The 17215-nt window shown below is 71.6% G+C and carries 7 protein-coding genes and 13 pseudogenes; 13 read left to right on the forward strand and 7 right to left on the reverse strand.

Features of this window, described 5'->3' with window-relative positions:
• The 7 genes and pseudogenes from UG55_RS23615 to UG55_RS42500 form a co-directional block, all read right to left on the reverse strand.
• Positions 1-2287 (reverse strand): FUSC family protein (locus tag UG55_RS23615; protein ID WP_066073237.1); only part of this gene is annotated, 2287 nt, incomplete at its 3' end.
• 129 nt (positions 2288-2416) lie between these two features.
• Positions 2417-3178, reverse strand: coding sequence for an ABC transporter permease (locus UG55_RS23620; RefSeq protein WP_066073240.1), 762 nt, complete (start codon positions 3176-3178; stop codon positions 2417-2419).
• Positions 3179-3669: 491 nt separating this feature from the next.
• A pseudogene (locus UG55_RS42485) lies at positions 3670-4407 on the reverse strand (ABC transporter ATP-binding protein); the annotation flags it as partial.
• 287 nt (positions 4408-4694) lie between these two features.
• Entirely contained in the window at positions 4695-5600 is a 906-nt protein-coding gene (locus UG55_RS23630) for an LLM class F420-dependent oxidoreductase (protein ID WP_066073246.1), read from the reverse strand.
• A 678-nt stretch (positions 5601-6278) separates the two neighbouring features.
• Positions 6279-6757 (reverse strand): annotated as a pseudogene (locus UG55_RS42490) (class II glutamine amidotransferase); the annotation flags it as partial.
• 1 nt (position 6758) lies between these two features.
• Positions 6759-6849 (reverse strand): annotated as a pseudogene (locus tag UG55_RS42495) (class II glutamine amidotransferase); the annotation flags it as partial.
• A 1-nt stretch (position 6850) separates the two neighbouring features.
• Positions 6851-7169, reverse strand: a pseudogene (locus UG55_RS42500) (class II glutamine amidotransferase); the annotation flags it as partial.
• Between the two features lie 332 nt (positions 7170-7501).
• On the opposite strand from UG55_RS42500, the pseudogene UG55_RS42505 reads away from it, so the two are divergent.
• The 13 genes and pseudogenes from UG55_RS42505 to UG55_RS42575 form a co-directional block, all read left to right on the forward strand.
• Positions 7502-7771 (forward strand): annotated as a pseudogene (locus UG55_RS42505) (helix-turn-helix transcriptional regulator); the annotation flags it as partial.
• 1 nt (position 7772) lies between these two features.
• Positions 7773-8522, forward strand: a pseudogene (locus UG55_RS42510) (helix-turn-helix transcriptional regulator); the annotation flags it as partial.
• Positions 8523-8648: 126 nt separating this feature from the next.
• A partial coding sequence (locus UG55_RS42515; protein WP_242424998.1) for a serine/threonine-protein kinase occupies positions 8649-9228 on the forward strand: 580 nt, incomplete at its 3' end.
• Position 9229: 1 nt separating this feature from the next.
• Positions 9230-9641, forward strand: a pseudogene (locus UG55_RS42520) (protein kinase); the annotation flags it as partial.
• A 1084-nt stretch (positions 9642-10725) separates the two neighbouring features.
• Positions 10726-10903, forward strand: a 178-nt coding sequence (locus UG55_RS42535; protein WP_255360521.1) for a flavin reductase, incomplete at its 3' end; no start/stop codon positions are given.
• 1 nt (position 10904) lies between these two features.
• A pseudogene (locus UG55_RS42540) lies at positions 10905-11214 on the forward strand (flavin reductase family protein); the annotation flags it as partial.
• A gap of 351 nt (positions 11215-11565) precedes the next feature.
• Positions 11566-11868, forward strand: a pseudogene (locus UG55_RS42545) (hypothetical protein); the annotation flags it as partial.
• A gap of 2334 nt (positions 11869-14202) precedes the next feature.
• Positions 14203-15035 (forward strand): IPT/TIG domain-containing protein (locus UG55_RS42550; RefSeq protein ID WP_242424999.1); only part of this gene is annotated, 833 nt, incomplete at its 3' end.
• 159 nt (positions 15036-15194) lie between these two features.
• Positions 15195-15313, forward strand: a pseudogene (locus UG55_RS45720) (fibronectin type III domain-containing protein); the annotation flags it as partial.
• A gap of 9 nt (positions 15314-15322) precedes the next feature.
• A pseudogene (locus UG55_RS42560) lies at positions 15323-15547 on the forward strand (fibronectin type III domain-containing protein); the annotation flags it as partial.
• Between the two features lies 1 nt (position 15548).
• Positions 15549-15735, forward strand: a pseudogene (locus UG55_RS42565) (fibronectin type III domain-containing protein); the annotation flags it as partial.
• Positions 15736-15744: 9 nt separating this feature from the next.
• The coding region (locus UG55_RS42570; protein ID WP_255360522.1) for an Ig domain-containing protein at positions 15745-16290 on the forward strand (546 nt) is incomplete at its 3' end.
• Position 16291: 1 nt separating this feature from the next.
• Positions 16292-16857, forward strand: a pseudogene (locus UG55_RS42575) (putative Ig domain-containing protein); the annotation flags it as partial.
• Positions 16858-17215: the final 358 nt, after the last annotated feature.

The raw sequence follows: 17215 nt of genomic DNA on the forward strand, positions 1-17215 counted from the left end.
CGTCCAGATCCTCGGCGCGGGCGTCCTGTGCCTCGACGAGGGCCGCGCCGAGCCCCGTGGTCTCATCGACAGCGGGCAGATCAGCCGGCCAGTTGACGTCCCCCCGCCGCAGCACCAGGGCTGTCCGCCTGATCCGCTGGGCCGCCGCGACGATCATCATCAGCGCGTCGATGTCGAAACGCTCCGGGGGGTCCTCCGCCAGGAAGTGCCGCACGGTGTCATCGAGGAGGCGGCCGGCCCGGATCGCCTCCCGTCCCCGCGCCGCCGCGTCCACCGCCGACCCGGTCGCGTCCACCGCCGACCCGGTCGCGTCCACCGCCCGCACCGGCTGCTCCTGGCGGGCGGCCTGGGGCTGGGGCTCGGGAGCGGGCTCCCGCCCGGCCGGGTGACTGCCGGGGAGCAGGGACACCACGGTCTCCAGAAAGGCCACGGCGGTCAGGTAGGCGGCTTCGGCGCGGTTCCGCAGCACCGCCACGGCGCCGCGCGGCCACAGCAGCGCCCCGGCGACCATGCTGACCGCGAACCCGATCAGGACGTCCTCGACCCGGACGATCCCGATCTTCCATCCCGCCGGTTCGACGATGTTGAACAGCAGGATCACCGCGATCGTGAAACCGGCCTGCCCGAGGGCGAAACCCGCCCGGCGGCGGGCGTAGCTGCCGAGGAAGACCGCGGGCGGAAGAACAGCCCACAGCCCGGCGGTGTGGCCACCGGCGGCGGCGACGGCCAGGCCGCCGACGACGATACCCAGCACGGTGCCGGCCAGCGCCCGCGCGGCCGCGGTGTTGGTCGCCACCGCGTTGGTACGCAGGACCGACAGGGTTCCCAGCACAACCCAGAACGCATGGTCGACGCCGACCGCCTGGGAGACGACCACGGCCAGCGCGAGCCCGAGTGCCCTGCGCACGCTGTTGCGGAACCACACCGACCGCGAGCTGGCATAGCCGGCGGCAAGATCGGCAGCGGCCGCTCCCCGGTCGCGTACCCGGTTGCGCAGCCGCGCCGCTCCGGGCCGGGGTCGCGGCCGTTTCGCCGGGCGACCCCGGCCGCGGGCGGGCGCGGTGGCCTTCAGGACGTCCAGTGCCAGGTCTCGGGTCCCCCGCGCGAGCCGGCGCAGCCGGAACGCCTCGGCGGCCGCGAGCTCAGCGCGCGGGAAGCCGTCGGCGCTCGCCGGGTCCTCGCTGCGCAGTCGTCGCAGCAGCGCGGTGCGCATGGCGCGTTCGGCGCGTTCGAGGCGCGCCATCCCGAGGCGGTCATCTCCCACGGCGGCGTGGTCCCCCTGGCGGCCACCAGCACAGCGGCAGTAAGCGGGCTGCGTCCCGCCCTGGTCGGACGGGTCGAAGCGGGCCGCGACCGCGCGCAGTGTGGCCGCCACGGCGGAGTGCAGCTCGGCGGCCTCGGCGGGGAAGCCGGCTCGCGCCGCGCGGTCCCGCTCCGGCCACGGCAGCGCGAACGGCAACAGCCAGTTGAGATCGATGAAGACGTAGCCGAGCGCCGCGGCCCGGCCGCCGAGGCCGGTGGGCCGGTGGACCGTCGCGGCGAACTCACGCCGCAGTCGCCGCAGTTGGGCCCAGGCGTTGGCCGTCTCCTTCTCCGCCGCGGCCTCCGCCTCCGCCGCCGCGGCCTCCGCCTTCGCGGCCGCCACGCCCGCGGCCGCCACCCCCGCCGTCTCGACCCCCGCCCCTACCGCGGGCGGCGGGGCCTGACAGGCCGCTGACGAATGCCAGGTCACGCCGTCAGCGAGGGCCCGGGAGGCCGCCGCCATGTTCGCGCGCAGCCGGTCGGGTGGACGGCGAGGCCACAGAAACATCGCGGCCGTGATCGAACCCGCGGCGCCCAGGCACCATCCCGCCAGCCGTTCCGGTATGGCGCTGACCGGGCCGGGTGTCATCACCGACAGGGCGAATGCGAGCAATGCGGAACGTCCCGCCACCGCCACATAGGGGTGGAGGACGCCGGCGAACATGATGACGAACGCGACAACAGCCGTCATGAACACCGCGAGGGGCAGCGAGCCCGAGCACAGCGTTCCCACCACGATCAGCGCGGCGCCGGCTACCGCCAACGTGAGATAGGCGTTGAGCCGGGAGCGCCGTGGGCCTTCGAAGTCGACGAACTCCAGCAGCGCGATGACGCTGAACCAGGTGAACAGGCTCATCCGCACATTGCCGACGAACATGACGACGATCGCGAGCAGGGCGGGCGCGACTATTGCGACCCGTGCCGCCGAGGTGACGGAGAAGTACCCCGGATCAGGGTTCCAGGCCCGCGGCCATCGCTGTCGCATCGGAATGTTCGCTACCCGTGCGGGCGGGTGGCGACGCATCCGCTACATCCTTGAAACCGCTCGTCACCGGCCAGAACCAGGCTGGTGACGAGCGGTCGGGGGTGCGGGTGGTGCGGAGGGCGCCGCCGCTCAGGCGTCCCGGCGCTTGGCGGAGACGAGGCCGAGCGCCACCACGCCGGCACAGACCGCCGCGAAGTAGAGGAGCGATCCCCAGGGCCCGAAGGGCAGGCCCTCGATGACCGGTGGCCCGTCGCTCGTCTCGGTCTGCCCCGCGACGATGAAGTTGTTGCCGACGATGAACGGCAGCCAGTCCTGGAGGTGGTCCCCGATCCGGGGGATGACCGGCAGGAGGCTCTCGGCGAGAAGCAGGTACACGAGCATGACCACGATCGCCCCGGCGGTGTGCCGGATCAGGAGCGCGAGGCCGACGGCGAAGAGCGCGGCCAACAGGTAGATCAGCCCGACGCCGAAGACGTTGCGGTATTCCTGCGCGGTGTCGAGTGCCAGCGGGGCATCCGGCTGGATCACCTTGGCGACGCCCCAGGAAGCCACCGCCGTGATCTCTCCGACGATCCCGGCGAGCCCGGCGACCACCGCCGCCTTCGCCAACAGCGCCGAGGTGCGGTCGGGGGCGGCGAGGAACGTCGACCTGATCGTCCCGAACCGGTACTCGTTGGTGACGGCCAGTGCTGCCATCACCATCATGACGACCAGCCCGAAGTTGTAGGCGAACTGGGTGGCGGCCGGAGTCAGGTCAGCCAGCTGGCTGGACTTGGTCGCGGCGCTGAAGATGGCGGTCAGGCCGACGGTCAGCGCGACAGCCACGATCATGCACCACCAGGGCGACCGGGTGGAGAACAGCTTGATCCGCTCAACTGTCAGAAGTGTCATGGCTTGCCGACCNTCCCGGCATCGGCCCCGGGCTGTGTGGCGGGCGGTGACGGTGGCTGCGGCGGTGCCAGTGGCTGTGGCGGTGCCAGTGGCTGCTGGAGTGGCGGAGGCGGCGGGAGTGGCGGAGGCTGCGGGAGTGGCGGAGGCTGCGGGAGTGGCGGAGGCTGCGGGAGTGGCGGAGGCTGCGGGAGTGGCGGAGGCGTGGCCGAACCGGCGTTTCCGCCGGGAACGACGGGGTTCTGCGCCGTCGGGCCGGATCCACCGCCGGGCGGCGGGACGGCCCCGGGCGGAGGGAAGCCGGCCGGCGCGACGCCGCCGGCGTGGTACTCGACCTCACCGCTGGTCATCTGGATGAAGGCCTGTTCCAGGGAGCCCTGGGAGGCCGTGAGCTCGTGCAGCACCAGCCCGACGGCTCCAGCCAGCTCGCCCACCTGCTCGGTGGAGCTGCCGCGCACGATCAGCGTGGCCGGGGCGTCCTGGGTCGCCGGGGNCTCCTGCACGGCCAGGCCCTGGCCGCTGAGCACGCTGTGCAGCCGCGCCAGCTCCGGCCCGCGCACCCGCACCGAGGAGTCGGAGGCCGAGTCGATGAAGTTCTTGGTGCTCGTCTGCGCGATGAGCCGACCACGGCCGATGACGACCAGGTCCTGGGCGGTGAGCGCCATCTCGGACAGCAGGTGGCTGGACACGAAGACCGTGCGGCCCTCGTCCGCCAGGCGGTGCATGAACTGGCGGATCCAGAGAATGCCCTCCGGGTCCAGGCCGTTCACCGGCTCGTCGAACAGGAGGACGCCCGGGTCACCCAACAGCGCGACGGCGATGCCCAGGCGCTGCGCCATGCCGAGCGAGTAGCTCCCGGCCCGGCGACCGGCGACGGCCGTGAGGCCGACGATCTCCAGGACCTCGTCGACGCGGCTGGCCGGAATCCGGTTGGCCGCCGCCATCCAGCGCAGATGGGCCCGCGCGGAGCGGTTGGGGTGCACCCATTTTGCGTCCAGGAGCGCGCCCACCTCGCGCAGTGGTTGTTTCAGGTCGGTGTACCGGCGACCGCCGATCCGGACATCGCCGGCCGACGGCCGGTCCAGCCCGAGAATCATGCGCATCGTCGTGGACTTTCCGGCGCCGTTGGGGCCGAGAAATCCTGTCACCCTGCCGGGCTGCACGGAGAAGGACAGGGCGTTCACCGCCAGGGTGCTCCCGTAGCGCTTCGTCAGCCCACGTGCCTCGATCATCACGCTCCCTTCATGGTCATATCGACGCTGCAGCGACCAGGCGTCCGCCGCCGCTGGACCGATGCTTTCATCGCCAGCCGACACTTTCCGAACGCGGGGGTGGCCGAAAGGCGCCTGGCCTGTCGGACTCCCGACAGGCCAGGCGGAACCGCGGCGTCGGGGGCAGGGCGGTACGGGTGTGCCGACCTGCCCGCAGCGTGATTTCCCGAGGAGCGCGCAAACTCCGCCGGAGAATCTGTCGGACGACAAATCCGGTCAGACGGCGGAATCCCGTTGCCGGAAGCGGATCAGGGCGAGCCGGCCGGGCTGGCGCCGACCACCGCGGATCGCCGCAGCTCGAGCCCCGTGGCCAGGGCACGCCACTGCTCCCGGGGCAGCTCGTGGCCGCCGGTGAGGATCTGCACGGCGACCTGGTCGGCGCCGGCCGCCCGGTGTTCGTCCAGACGTGACCGCACGGTGTCCAGGTCTCCCCAGGCGATGAGCGCGTCCACCAGGCGGTCGCTGCCGCCCCCGGCGAGATCCGCGTCGGTGAAACCGAGCCGGCGCAGGTTGTTCGTGTAGTTGGGGAGGTCGAGGTAGATCGACAGTGCGGCCCGGCCGATCGTCCGCGCGCGGTCGGCATCGACCTCCAGCACGACCTTCTGCTCGGGCACCAGCAGGGCGCCGGGACCGAGGATTTCCCGGGCCAGTCGGGTGTGCTCAGGGGTGACGAGGTAGGGATGCGCCCCGGCCGAACGCCGGGCCGCCAGGCCGAGCATGCGGGGCCCGAGCGCCGCCAGCACCCGGGCGGACTCCGGGATGCCCACCGCGTCCAGCGCGTCCAGGTAGGAGACGACCGCGGTCAGCGGGCGACGGTACCGGCGGCCCGTCATGGTCTCGACCATCCGCGCGTGGCCCGCGCCGACGCCCAGCAGCAGTCGGCCGGGGTGGGCCTTCTCCAGCATTCCGTAGGTGTCCGCCAACAGGTCGACCGGCTCGGTCCAGATGTTGAGGATCCCGGTGCCGACAAGGAGGTGCTCGGTGGACTCCAGCAGGGCCGCGGGAAGCTCCAGGTCAGCGGTGGCCCCGCCGAGCCAGACCATGTCGTAGCCCAGCTCCGCGAGTTCCTGGGCGGTGTCGCGACGTTCGGCCGTGCCGTGTGGCCACTGCCTGGCGGACATCCACAGCCCGGTCCTGGCTACATTCATGGTCACTCGTGATCCCTTCTCGCTGGTCACATCGTCGTCATCGACGCCGCGATCCGATCGGGTCGTCCTACCCGAAGCCGCCGCCCTCCTCACGTCTCGACGGGGTCGGAACGGGTATGCCACCCCGACTGGCAGGTGGGACAACGACGACATCTACCCCGTTGGTGTGACAGGTCGCTCGGTGACGGGTCGCTGGGTGAGAGTCGTCTGGTGTGCCGGTTCGTCGAGCTGCCGGACCACCCCCGGCGAATTCGGGGGGCGGAGGACCGGGCCTGGTGAAGTTGGCGGTTCACCCGGTGGCCGGGGAGCCGGGAGCCGGGACTCCGCCACAGCGGCGGCTCAGGTGAGACGGGCCCTGTGACGACCATAGCCAGCGGAGGGGACGATCGTCACCCTCAGCACGGACCGGGTGACCCCCTCGCAAGGCGGCCCATGACCGGAACCACCGGGAAACAGTGCAGGTGGCGGGACCGGTCGCGAGCGCCGGGGCAGGTGTTCGGGTGTGGTCGGTCCACCGGCCCGATCGGGCCGGCGGGCACCCGGCCGGCTGTCCACAGCTCTCCACACACTTTCCACAAGTTATCCACAGCCTGTGGTGGACGGGGCCGGCAACCCGTCGCGGTGGGCCGCCCGCCCTCGGGGCGCGCCCCGCGGACTCTGATTCAGGCGGGGAGCCGCACGTCTTCAGGCGGGGAGCTGCACGTCCGCGACCCCGGTCGTCTGCGAGGCGGCCGCCTCGGGGCGGAGGTCGTCGAGGTTCAGCTGGCGCGCCGGAGGCCCCGCCAGGATCAGCCGAGAGGTCACAGCGAGGTCCGGGCCGACGTGCAGCAGTTCCCCGCTGTCCATCTGCCGCCACCGCGGGTCCTCGTCCATCCGCTCGCTTTCCACCACCACCGCCGGCCTGGTCCGAAGGTCGAGCGACCGCACCCGGATCTCGCTGAACGGGCTGGCGTGGTCGAGATGGCGCTGGTTGCGCCCACCCGGTGCGCGCTGCAGCACATGTAGCCCGTTGGTGTCCGGATACCGAAGCGCCCACAGATCGTGCCGGGTCGCCAGCACCATGTTGATCGAGTACAGCGGCACGTGCTCGGCGATCCAGTTGGCGGCGGCGGTGATGCCCGCGCCGACATCGCCGTCGCGCGCGGCGATCTCGCGGGTGATCANGGCGAAGTACCGCTCCGAGTCGGTGTCACCGCCCACGCCCGCCCGGGCCGGGCCGAGTTCGGCGTCGAGCTTGTCCAGGCCCTCGATGACCNCGTTGTGCGCGAAGATCCGCCCATCCTGGAGGAACGGATGAGTATTGGCGTCGTCCACCCGCCCGGTCGAGGCATGCCGGACATGCGCCACGAACGTCGACGACGCGACGTGCTGGCCCTCCCGCGCGAACGCCGTGTCGGCGCGCGAACGGATCGCGTGGCGGCGCACCACCGGTGTGCCGTCCGTCTCGAAGGCACCGAACCCGGCGCCGTCAGGTGGGCGCCGGGTCTGCGCGCGGGGGTTGTCCGGCGCGTCCAGCAGCCAGAAGGTCGCCTCGATCCGCTCGGCACCGCTGCTCATCGCGAACAGATGGCACATGAAGACCTCCTCGCGCCCCGGGCGTCCCGGGAGTCACCGGCGGCGGGCTCAGGCCCCGACACCGACCTCGATCAGACCACCAGTTTCCCCATGCGTACAGGAACCAGGGGTCCACCTGGGGGGTACGCCGGCCCCAGTCCGTGACGCCGCCCGAAATCTGCCCGGGATCGGCCGGATCACGCCCCGGCCCGCGGCCGAACCGCGGGGGCCCGACCCGCAGCCCTGCGCTGCCCTGCCTGCCCTGCCTGCCCTGCCTTGCCGTGCGGTGCGGTGCGGTGCCGTCGGCGGATCAGGGACAGTACCTGTCCGCGAGGCGCGGCAGACTGGTGGCCATGCTGGAGACGTCTGCCCGATTGCTCCGCCTGCTCTCGCTGTTGCAGACCCCACCGGGAGTGGTCGGGCTCGGATCTGGCGGACCGGCTGGGTGTCACCCCGCGAACCGTCCGTCGGGATGTCGACAAGCTCCGCGGCCTCGGTTACCCGGTGCACGCGACATCCGGCGTCGCCGGCGGGTACCGCCTCGGTGCGGGTGCGCAGCTGCCCCCGCTGCTCCTCGACGACGACGAGGCCGTCGCGGTGGCGGTGAGTCTGCGCACCGCCGCNGGCGGCTCGGTGGAAGGGATCGCGGAATCGTCCGTCCGCGCCCTGGCGAAGCTGGAGCAGGTGCTGCCGGCCCGGTTGCGCAACCGGGTGCAGGCACTGCAGGCCGTCACCGTCTCCCTGCGCGGCGCCAATCCCTCGGCGGTCGATCCCGACGTCCTCATGGCGGTCGCCACCGCCTGCCGCGAGCACCAGTGCCTGCGGTTCGACTACCGCGACCACGACGGCGTGCCGACGTCGCGCGTGACCGAGCCGCACACCCTCGTCCACACCGGATCGCGCTGGTATCTGCTCGCCTGGGACGCCGGCCGGGGCGACTGGCGCAACTTCCGGCTCGACCGCCTGACCCCGAAGACACCCACCGGGCCCAGGTTCACCCCCCGAAAGCCACCAGCGGACGACATCCGATCGTTCACCTCGTGGTCCGTGTCGACGGCGGCCTACCGCTACCAGGCCCGGGTGCGCTTCCACGCGCCCGCGGAGGTGCTCGCCCGCTCCACGACACCCACCTCAGTGATGATCGAGGCGGTGGACGCCAGCACCTGCCTGGTCCGCACCGGCTCCAACTCGCTGGACGCGCTGGCGCTCTACCTCTCCCTCCTCGGGGTGGACTTCGATGTGCTCGAACCGCCGGAGCTCGTCGATCGTGTCCGGGCGCTGGCCGAACGGCTGGGACGCGCGGCCACTCCCGGCCCCACGGCCGACCCGGAGCCGGTGCCCCCGCAGGGCCCACCGCCCGCCCGGGGTCCGTGACCAGCGGCGCTACCCGGCCAATATGATGCAAAAGGGGACTTGACGCGACACATCCACTGCGGGCGATCTTCTCGGTCAGCCCCGATCGGATCTCCCCGGAGATCCCGGCGGCGCCCGGAGGGCACGATGAGCAACACGCCACCCACGCCACCGACGGCTGCTGGACCGCATCCGCACCAGCCGCCGGCTTGGCCCACCGGCCCGCGGCCTCTCGGCGACTCCCCCCTGCCCGCGACCCGGCCCTCCGGGGAGGGCATCTTCGCCCCGCTGACCGACTTCGACCCGTTCGAGATCAGTGGCTACCCGCTCCAGGCCCGCATCGGCGAGGGCGGCATGGGCTCGGTCTACCTCTCCCACACCCGCGGCGGACGTCCGCTGGCGCTCAAGGTGGTGCGGCCGGAGTTCGCCACCGACCCGGACTTCCGTGCCCGGTTCGCCAAGGAAGTGGCGATCGCACAGCGGGTACAGGGCCCGTACACCGTTCCGGTCATCGACGCGGACGTCGACGCCGTGCGCCCGTGGGTCGCCACGGTCTACGTCCCGGCGCCGTCCCTCGCGGTCGCCGTGGCCCGGGCGGGCGGGCTGCCCCCGTCGACCGTCCTGATGCTGATCGCCGGCGTCGCCGAGGCGCTGCAGTCGATCCACTCCGCCGGCGTGGTCCACCGGGACCTCAAGCCGGGAAACGTCATCCTCGCCCCCGACGGCCNCCGCGTCATCGACTTCGGGGTCGCCCGTGCGATCGACGCGGCCACAGCCGCGATGACCCAGACCGGTACCCGGCTCGGGACCCCGGCCTTCATGGCACCCGAGCAGGTCCAGGGCCGGCAGCTCGACCGGCCCGGCGACGTCTTCGCACTCGGCGCCACCGCCTACTTCGCGCTCACCGGACGGCCACCGTTCGGGGTCGACGCGGCGGTGTTCCACCGCATCGAGCACCAGCAGCCCGACTGGACCGGCTGCCCGGAGGACCTGCGCGAGATCCTGTCCCGGTGCATGGCGAAGGATCCCGCGTCCCGGCCGACCCCCGCGGAGCTGATCGAGCTCTGCCGGTTCGCCGCCCCCGTGGGACGTCTGACCACGCACGACCATCCGGACACCGGCAGTGACTGGCTGCCGCCCNCCGTCACCGCGGAGATCACCCGGTACCGCCTCGCCCGCCTGCCGGACCCGCCCACCCAGCAGGTCGAGCCACCGACCCAGCAGGTCGAGCCGCCCACCCAGCAGGTCGAACCGCCCACCCAGCAGGCGCGGCAGACGACCCGCGTCCCGCCCACCGCTGCTCCGCCGGGGCCTCCGGGGTCGCCGGGGCCGCGCGGCGACTCTCCCCGCCCGCTCTACGCCTTCACGGCGGGCCCCGGCCGCGGCCGCTCGCCCCGGCTGCTCCGCGCACTGGGCGCGGTGGCGTTCGTCGTGGTGTGTTCCCTGGCGGCCGTGCTGCTCACCCGATCCGACGAGCCCCCGCCGTCGGCTCCCATGACCGCCTCGGCCGTCGCACCCCGGCCCGGCGGCGACCCGGCCGGCTCCGGCGGCCAGGGGCCCGGCGGACCCGCTGCCGCGGCATCCGGCCTCACCACTGCGGGCCCCGGCCAGACAGGCCCCACCGCGCCGGCCGGCGCCGACGGGAGCACCCTGCCAGGAGGCGGGCGGGGCATGACGCAGCCGGACCAGCCGGGCGGGCCGCCGGTGACGGGGGCACCACCGGCCTCCTCCGCACCCGCGCAGGCGCCGAGGACAACCCCTGCCGCCAAGCCCACCGCCACGCCGAGCGCAACCACCNCGGGGTGCCCCGGGAAACCCAGCCACAACTACAACGGGGACGGCTACGGTGTCCTCGTCGAGCAGGCCGCGCTGCGAGTCGGGCCCTACGCCGCCTGCTCCACGGTCTCGAAGCTGGCCAAGGGCCTGCGGGTCTGGCTGCACTGCAGCGTCGTCAACAAGTACGACAACGTCTGGTGGTGGGCCCGCCTCGACGGCACCACCACCGCCGGCTGGATCTACAGCGGCGACCTCAAGCTCCACTACGTCGACGACGACAAGGACGGCAAGGCCCGCACCTACAGCTGTAGCGGGAAGTACACGGACCACTGAGAAGTACACGGGCCACTGATTTCGTAGGCATGGAACGGCGTAGGCCGGGGAAGGCCGCTGGTGCCACACCGACAGATCGTCAGGTGGCACGCAGGCACGGAGGAGCAGCCACATCATGGCCGAGTCGAGCGCGTTCCACGACGCCGTCAGCGCCATCAGCTACCCCATGGCGGTGGTGACGACCGCCGTGGACGGCGAACGCAGCGGCTGCCTCGTCGGCTTCCACACCCAGTGCGGCATCGACCCGCCCCGCTACCTGGTCTGCATCTCGCACAACAACCACACGTTCGGCGNGGCCCGCCGTGCCACCCATCTCGCCGTGCACCTGCTGGACGTCGGCAACCGGCCCCTGGCGGAGCTGTTCGGCGAGCAGACCGGCGACGAGATCGACAAGTTCGCCCACTGCGGCTGGTCGGAGGGGCCCGGTGGGGTCCCGGTCCTCACCGACCCACCTGCCTGGTTCGCCGGACGGGTGCTGTCGGTGACGGACGTCGGCGACCACTCCGCCTTCGTGATCGAACCGGCCGACGGGGCGGCCGGCGGCCCGCTGCGGCAGCTCAGCTTCCAGGACGTCAACGACCTGAACCCGGGCCACCCGGCCTGAAAGGGCGATGCGGTCATCCGCACACCTCCGCACTGGACGAGGGGACCAACGTCTACAGCGGCGGCGAAGAGTTCGTCAGCCACCACACCGGTGGCACCGGATGCTCACCCCCGACGGGTGAGAAACGATTCTCGGAAGCTCGGCCACGGGCCGCTCAAGCGGCCTGGAGATTCCGACTGGCCGGCCGGTATCCGGCATCTGGAAGACATCTTCGCCGGGCCGCGCACCGGGACCTCGTTCGCCTTCTCCCAGGGCAGCCGGGACATTCCAGTTCACCTCCCCGACCATCTTGACGNGGTGAAACTCAGCTCGAAGACTTCACCCAGTTGTTTCGAGCGAGTGGAGTCTGGGATGTCCAAGAAAGGCGGATCGCGCACCACGCTCAGGAGCGGTGTGGTGGCTGCGGTGACGGTTGCGACGGTTGTTGGGGGAATGAGCTTCGAGGCGAATGCCGTTCCAGGACAGACGGCGACCCAGTCCACGACGGCACAGGTGGTGGTCGGGTCCGCTATCACGCTCACCGGCCTGCCCGCCAGTTTCACCCTGACCGGAAACCCGGGAGAAACGGTCACGACCGCCGCGCCGGTCACGGTGCTCGTAACCACCAACAACTTCGAGGGCTACAACCTTACAGTCGAGCCGCAGACGGCGACCNTCGAACCGGCGACGGTGGGAAACACCGACAGCATTCCCATCGGAGACCTGGAGGTTCGGGAGGGAACTACCGGGACCTTCGAACCGCTCCAATTCGGGGTGCCGGTCGAGGTGTTCACCCAGGCCACACCNTCGGCCGAGGCCGGTGACACCCTATCGACCGAATACCAGATGACGATACCGTTTGTCCGCCCGGACACCTACACGGCAGTCCTCGACTACGTGGCCACCACGCTGTAGTAATCATTCGGTTTCCGGCTCGACCGCCTGGCGGAGTTTCGCGCGGACTTAACGGTGGTCGGGCCGGAAACCGGACAGAAGCGGCCGGGGAGGGGAACGTGATGTCGGTGGCGCAGCGGTGACCGGGCGGACACACGGCCACAGGTTCGACCCCGGCCGCGGCCGCGGCTGCCTGATCCTTCTGGCGCTGGCCTGCCTGTGCGGGGCGCTCGCCCCGCTCGGGGCCGGGCCGGCCACCGCCGCGCCGGCACCGGTGCCGGCACCGGGCCCCCCGCCCGAACACGACTTCGGGCTCTCGGTCAGTCCGACCCGGCTCGCCATCGAGCCGGACGAGATCGACGGTGAGCACAGGTTCACGGTGACCAACCGGGGGCGGCAGGCCCTCGACCTGGTGGTCAGCCACGCCGGGTTCACCGCCGACGAGGAGGGCCGGGTCCACCTCCTGCGGGAGGAGGCACCGTATTCGGCGATGGACTGGGTCACGGTCGCGCCGGCGAGATTCCACCTGGAACCGGGCACCCGGCAGGACGTCCTGGCCAGGATCAAGATGCCGCCGAACCNGGAGCCCGGCGACCATCACGTCGCGCTGTTGTTCATGGTGCCGGCGCCGACGGAGGGTGGGCAGATCCGGCTGAACCGCGGCATCAGCACACCCCTGTACATCACCGTTCCGGGCCCGGTGGACGACACGGTTCNCATCACCAGGCTCGAGTCGCCGTCGTTCGCGACGGGCGGGCCGATCCGGATTTCGGCGACGTTCCAGAATACCGGGACCGTGCACCGCGACTTTCGCGGTGACAACGGCCGGCTGCACGTCCGGGTCGGCGGTCGGNTGGTGCCGTTCCCGGATTTCNCCGTACCGCGCGGGGCGACCNGAAACGTCACGGCGCAATGGGACGACCCGCCCGCGATGTGCCTGTGCCGGGCCGAGGTCGCCTTTGCGCTGAAGAACGGGCCCTTGGAACACGCGGAGACCTCGGTGGTCGTTTTTCCGCTGGCCAGGGCTGCCATGGTTCTGGGCGGCGTGGCGGCCTTCCTGGTGCTCGGGCTGATCGCCCGGCGCCAGTACCGGGCCCGTGTGCTGGCGGCCGCCCGGAAATTGCGTGAGCGCGAGGATTCCGGCACCACCGAAACCGAATCGGATACCGTCGCCGTTCCCGCCGTTCCGGACAATGACCTTGCCACGGACCTTATTGGTGAGGCTCCGGATGATGGGCGCGACACGCCGGATCGGTAACCCACGCGCCTGCCGACTACTCTGCGTAGTCGATAGGTAGCCTTTTCGTAATGGACGCGGCGCAGGCACATCACCGGAAGAGATCCCCGAGGTTCCGGGGCCGGCTTTCCGTGCGGTTTCTGGTACTCGTACTCGCTACCGCCCTGCTCCCCGGGTCGATAACAACTCTGGTACCGCGCCCGGCGTTCGCCGCCGGCACGGTGGTTTTCAACCAGCNGTTCCACAACAACACGGCCAACGGGACGGGCGCGGNGGTGCTGCCGGCACTCCNGCCGGGAAACGGCGGAAACGTCGCCTGCCTCACCGCCCGGAACAACTCGACCAGCGGCGTGCTGCGTTCCTGTTCGTCCAGCCTGGACAGTTCGGGCTCCGGGAAGCTGCGGCTGACCGACAGCGTGACCAACCGGGTCGGTGGCGTCTTCGGCGCGACCAGCGTTCCGACTTCGCAGGGGCTGGTCATCAACTTCAACGCCTACATCTACGGCGGCTCCGGAAGTGCCGACGGCCTGTCACTGGTGCTGGCGGCCGTCAACCCGCAGACGCCGACAGCACCGGCGAACCTCGGTCAGCCCGGCGGCGCGCTCGGCTACTCGCCCGCGCGGCCGAGCCAGGTCGGACTGAGCAACGCCTACCTGGGCATCGGCCTGGACATCTACGGGAACTTCAGCAACAACCAGTACGAGGGGACCAACTGCACCGACCCGCCCTACATCTCCTCNGGCGGGCGGGTGCCCGGCCAGATCGTCGTGCGCGGCCCCGGCAACGGGACGCTCGGGTACTGCGCGGTCAACAGCACCGCGACGACGACGTCCTCACCGGCACTGACGCTGCGGGCCAGCAACCGCTCGGCCGCGGAGATGCCGGTCGAGGTGATCATCAACCCCACCAGCCAGCCGATCGTCGCCGACTCCGGGGCGACCGCCCCCGCCGGCACATACCGTCTGGCGGTCACCCCGGTCACGGGCGCGACCCGGGTCCTGGCCGGCCCGCTGCCGCAGGTCCCGAACGGTCTGTACCCGTCGACGTCCTGGACGGACGCGAACGGCATCCCGCGGCAGCTCGCGTTCGGCTGGGTCGGCAGCACCGGCTCGCTGACCGAGTTCCACGAGATCGACGACGCCGTGGTGTCCACGGTCTCCACCGTCCCCCAGCTCACCGTGGCGACGACGAGCTACAACGGGGCGAGCCCGCAGCCTGGAGACCCGGTCAACTACACCGTCACGGCGGGTGTCGGCTCGGGGGCGGGGGTGGCCCAGCCCATCTCGGTCACCCAGACCGTGCCGGTCAACGTCGTGCCGGTCGGGGCGTTCGGTTCGGGGTGGGTCTGCGCGGCACCCGTCGGGCGGAGCATCACCTGTACCAACGGCAACGGGCCGTTCAGCGGCGGGTCAAGCCTGCCACCGATCACCGTGGTGGCGATCGTGACCGGGACGGGAGTCACCCCGGCGCTGATCCAGAGCACCTCGCCCAGCTCGTCCGCCGCGGCCGATGCCGCACCCGGCTACACGAACACCACGACGGCCGGCACCGTGCCGGCGACGCCGACGTCGTTGGCGCTCTCCCCGACCTCGGGACCAACCTCGGGCGGGGGCGCGGTCACCGTGACCGGCACCAACCTCGCCAACGCCACCGCGATCGAGATCGGCACCACCGCCGAGCAGCGGGCCGGCACCCCGGTCGTGCTGCTGCCNTGCGAAACCGGCCCCGCCGCGGACTGCTTCACCGTGAACCCGAACGGCTCGCTGTCGATCTCCTCGATGCCCGCCCGGTCGAACGCCACCACCGTCGGGGTGACCGTCGTGACCTACGGCGTGGCCGGAGTCGCGTCCTACGCCTACACCGCCGCCCNCGCCACGCCCGCGGCGCCCACCGCCACGGCCGGGGTCACCAGTGCCACCGTGAGCTGGGTCGCGCCGGCGGACAACGGCAGCCCGATCACCGGTTACCTCGTCACGCCCTATCTGAACGNGGTGGCCNAGGCTCCGGTGCCCTTCAACGCCTCGACGACCACCCGGACACTGACCGGGCTGACCGCGGGCGGCTCGTACACCTTCACCGTGCAGGCGGTGAACGCGATCGGTACCGGCACCGCCAGCCCGCTCTCGGCCGCGGTGGTGCCCTATGCCCTGCCCGGCGCCCCGTCGATCACCGCGCTGAGCGCGGGTACCCAGTCGGCCACCCTCTCCTGGACCGTCCCGGCGANCAACGGCAGCCCGATCACGGGGTACGTGATCACTCCGTACGTCGACGGGGTCGCCCAGACGCCGCAGACGTTCACCGGCACCGCGACCACCCGCACGGTCACCGGGCTGACCGGCGGCACCACCTACACGTTCACGGTGGCGGCGACCAACGCCGCCGGCACCGGCCCGGCCTCGGCGGTCTCCTCCNCGGTCACCGTGAACATCTCCCCCAGCCTGGCGCTGCCGGCGCCCCCGGCCGGTGAGGTGGGCGCTGCCTACAGCACCACGTTCACCGTGACCGGCGGAACCGCCCCCTACACCTGGTCGATCAGCGCCGGCAGCCTCCCGCCGGGCCTCACCGTCAACGCCGCCACCGGGCAGGTGACGGGCACCCCGACCACCGCCGGGAACTACACCTTCACCGTGCGGGTGGTGGACGCCAGCGGCCAGGCGGCGACACAGCAGCTGACGATCCCGGTAGCCGCGGCGCCGACGCTGCCGTTCCCGGCACCGCCCGACGGCGAGGTCGCCGTGCCCTACACCAACCAGTTCACCGTCTCCGGCGGAACCGGGCCGTTCACCTGGTCGGTGAGCGCCGGCGCGCTGCCGGCCGGCCTCACCCTCAACCCGGCCACCGGGCTGCTGTCGGGCACCCCGACCACCGCGGGCACCGCCTCGTTCGCCGTGCGGGTGGTGGACGCGTTCAACCAGGCGGCAACCCGCAACCTCACCCTGACCATCGCGCCGCCGCCGAGCCTGCCCNTCCCGGCACCGCCGGCCGCGCAGGTCGGCATCGCCTACAGCCAGCAGCTCACGGTCACCGGCGGAACCGCCCCGTTCACCTGGGCGGTCAGCTCCGGCAGCCTGCCGCCGGGGCTCAGCCTCAACCCGTCCACCGGCCTGCTGTCGGGTACTCCCACCACCGCCGGCAGCTACCCGTTCACCGTCCAGGTGACGGACGCCTTCAGCCAGACCGCGACCCGGGCGCTCACCCTCGCCGTCACCGCCGGCCCGATCGTGATCACGAAGGCGGCGAGCGCGACCTCCGTGGCCCAGGGCGGGACGGTGACCTACACCGTGACCGCGACGAACACCGCGAGCGGGGCGTTCACCGGCGTGACCTTCACCGACGCGCTCGCCGGGGTGCTCGACGACGCCGCCTACAACAACGACGTGACCGCCACCTTCGGCAGCGCGGCCTTCACCGGCTCGGCGGTGACCTGGACCGGGAACCTGCGTGCCCCATGCGGGCAACCACAGCTACCACCAGTGACCGCAGCCTTGGTTAAACAGAGAAATTACTATTTAACTCGCCAGTGGACATCTTGAGGTTCTGTCTGTAATCTGACCTTCGTGAGCACGGAGCCGACCGACCTGGTCACCACCCTGACAGCGGCCTATGAAGCCGCCGGGCGGGAGCTGGACGACCTGATGACCGAGTCCGGGATGCTCAGTAGACGGCTAGACGAGCTGGCAGAGCGAGCGATCCGGGCGCAGCAGACACAGAATGCGCTGCGGGAATTACTCGAACAGCACGGCGCCCCGCCACCTGGNGACGTAGGAACAAGTCTGCGCCCGATCCCTANGGGGGTAGCAATGGACCAGCTCGCGCGCAGGTTCATCGATCCTTCCGAACTCGCGCAGCAGATTTACGACCATATGCACTCTAAGCGACCAGTCGGGCTGC

This window comes from Frankia sp. EI5c (genome assembly GCF_001636565.1).
Lineage (GTDB): Bacteria > Actinomycetota > Actinomycetes > Frankiales > Frankiaceae > Parafrankia.

Coding starts and splice junctions, on each gene's coding strand:
- UG55_RS23620 (WP_066073240.1), bottom strand. CDS start 3,178: ATGACACTTCTGACAGTTGAGCGGATCAAGCTGTTCTCCACCCGGTCG.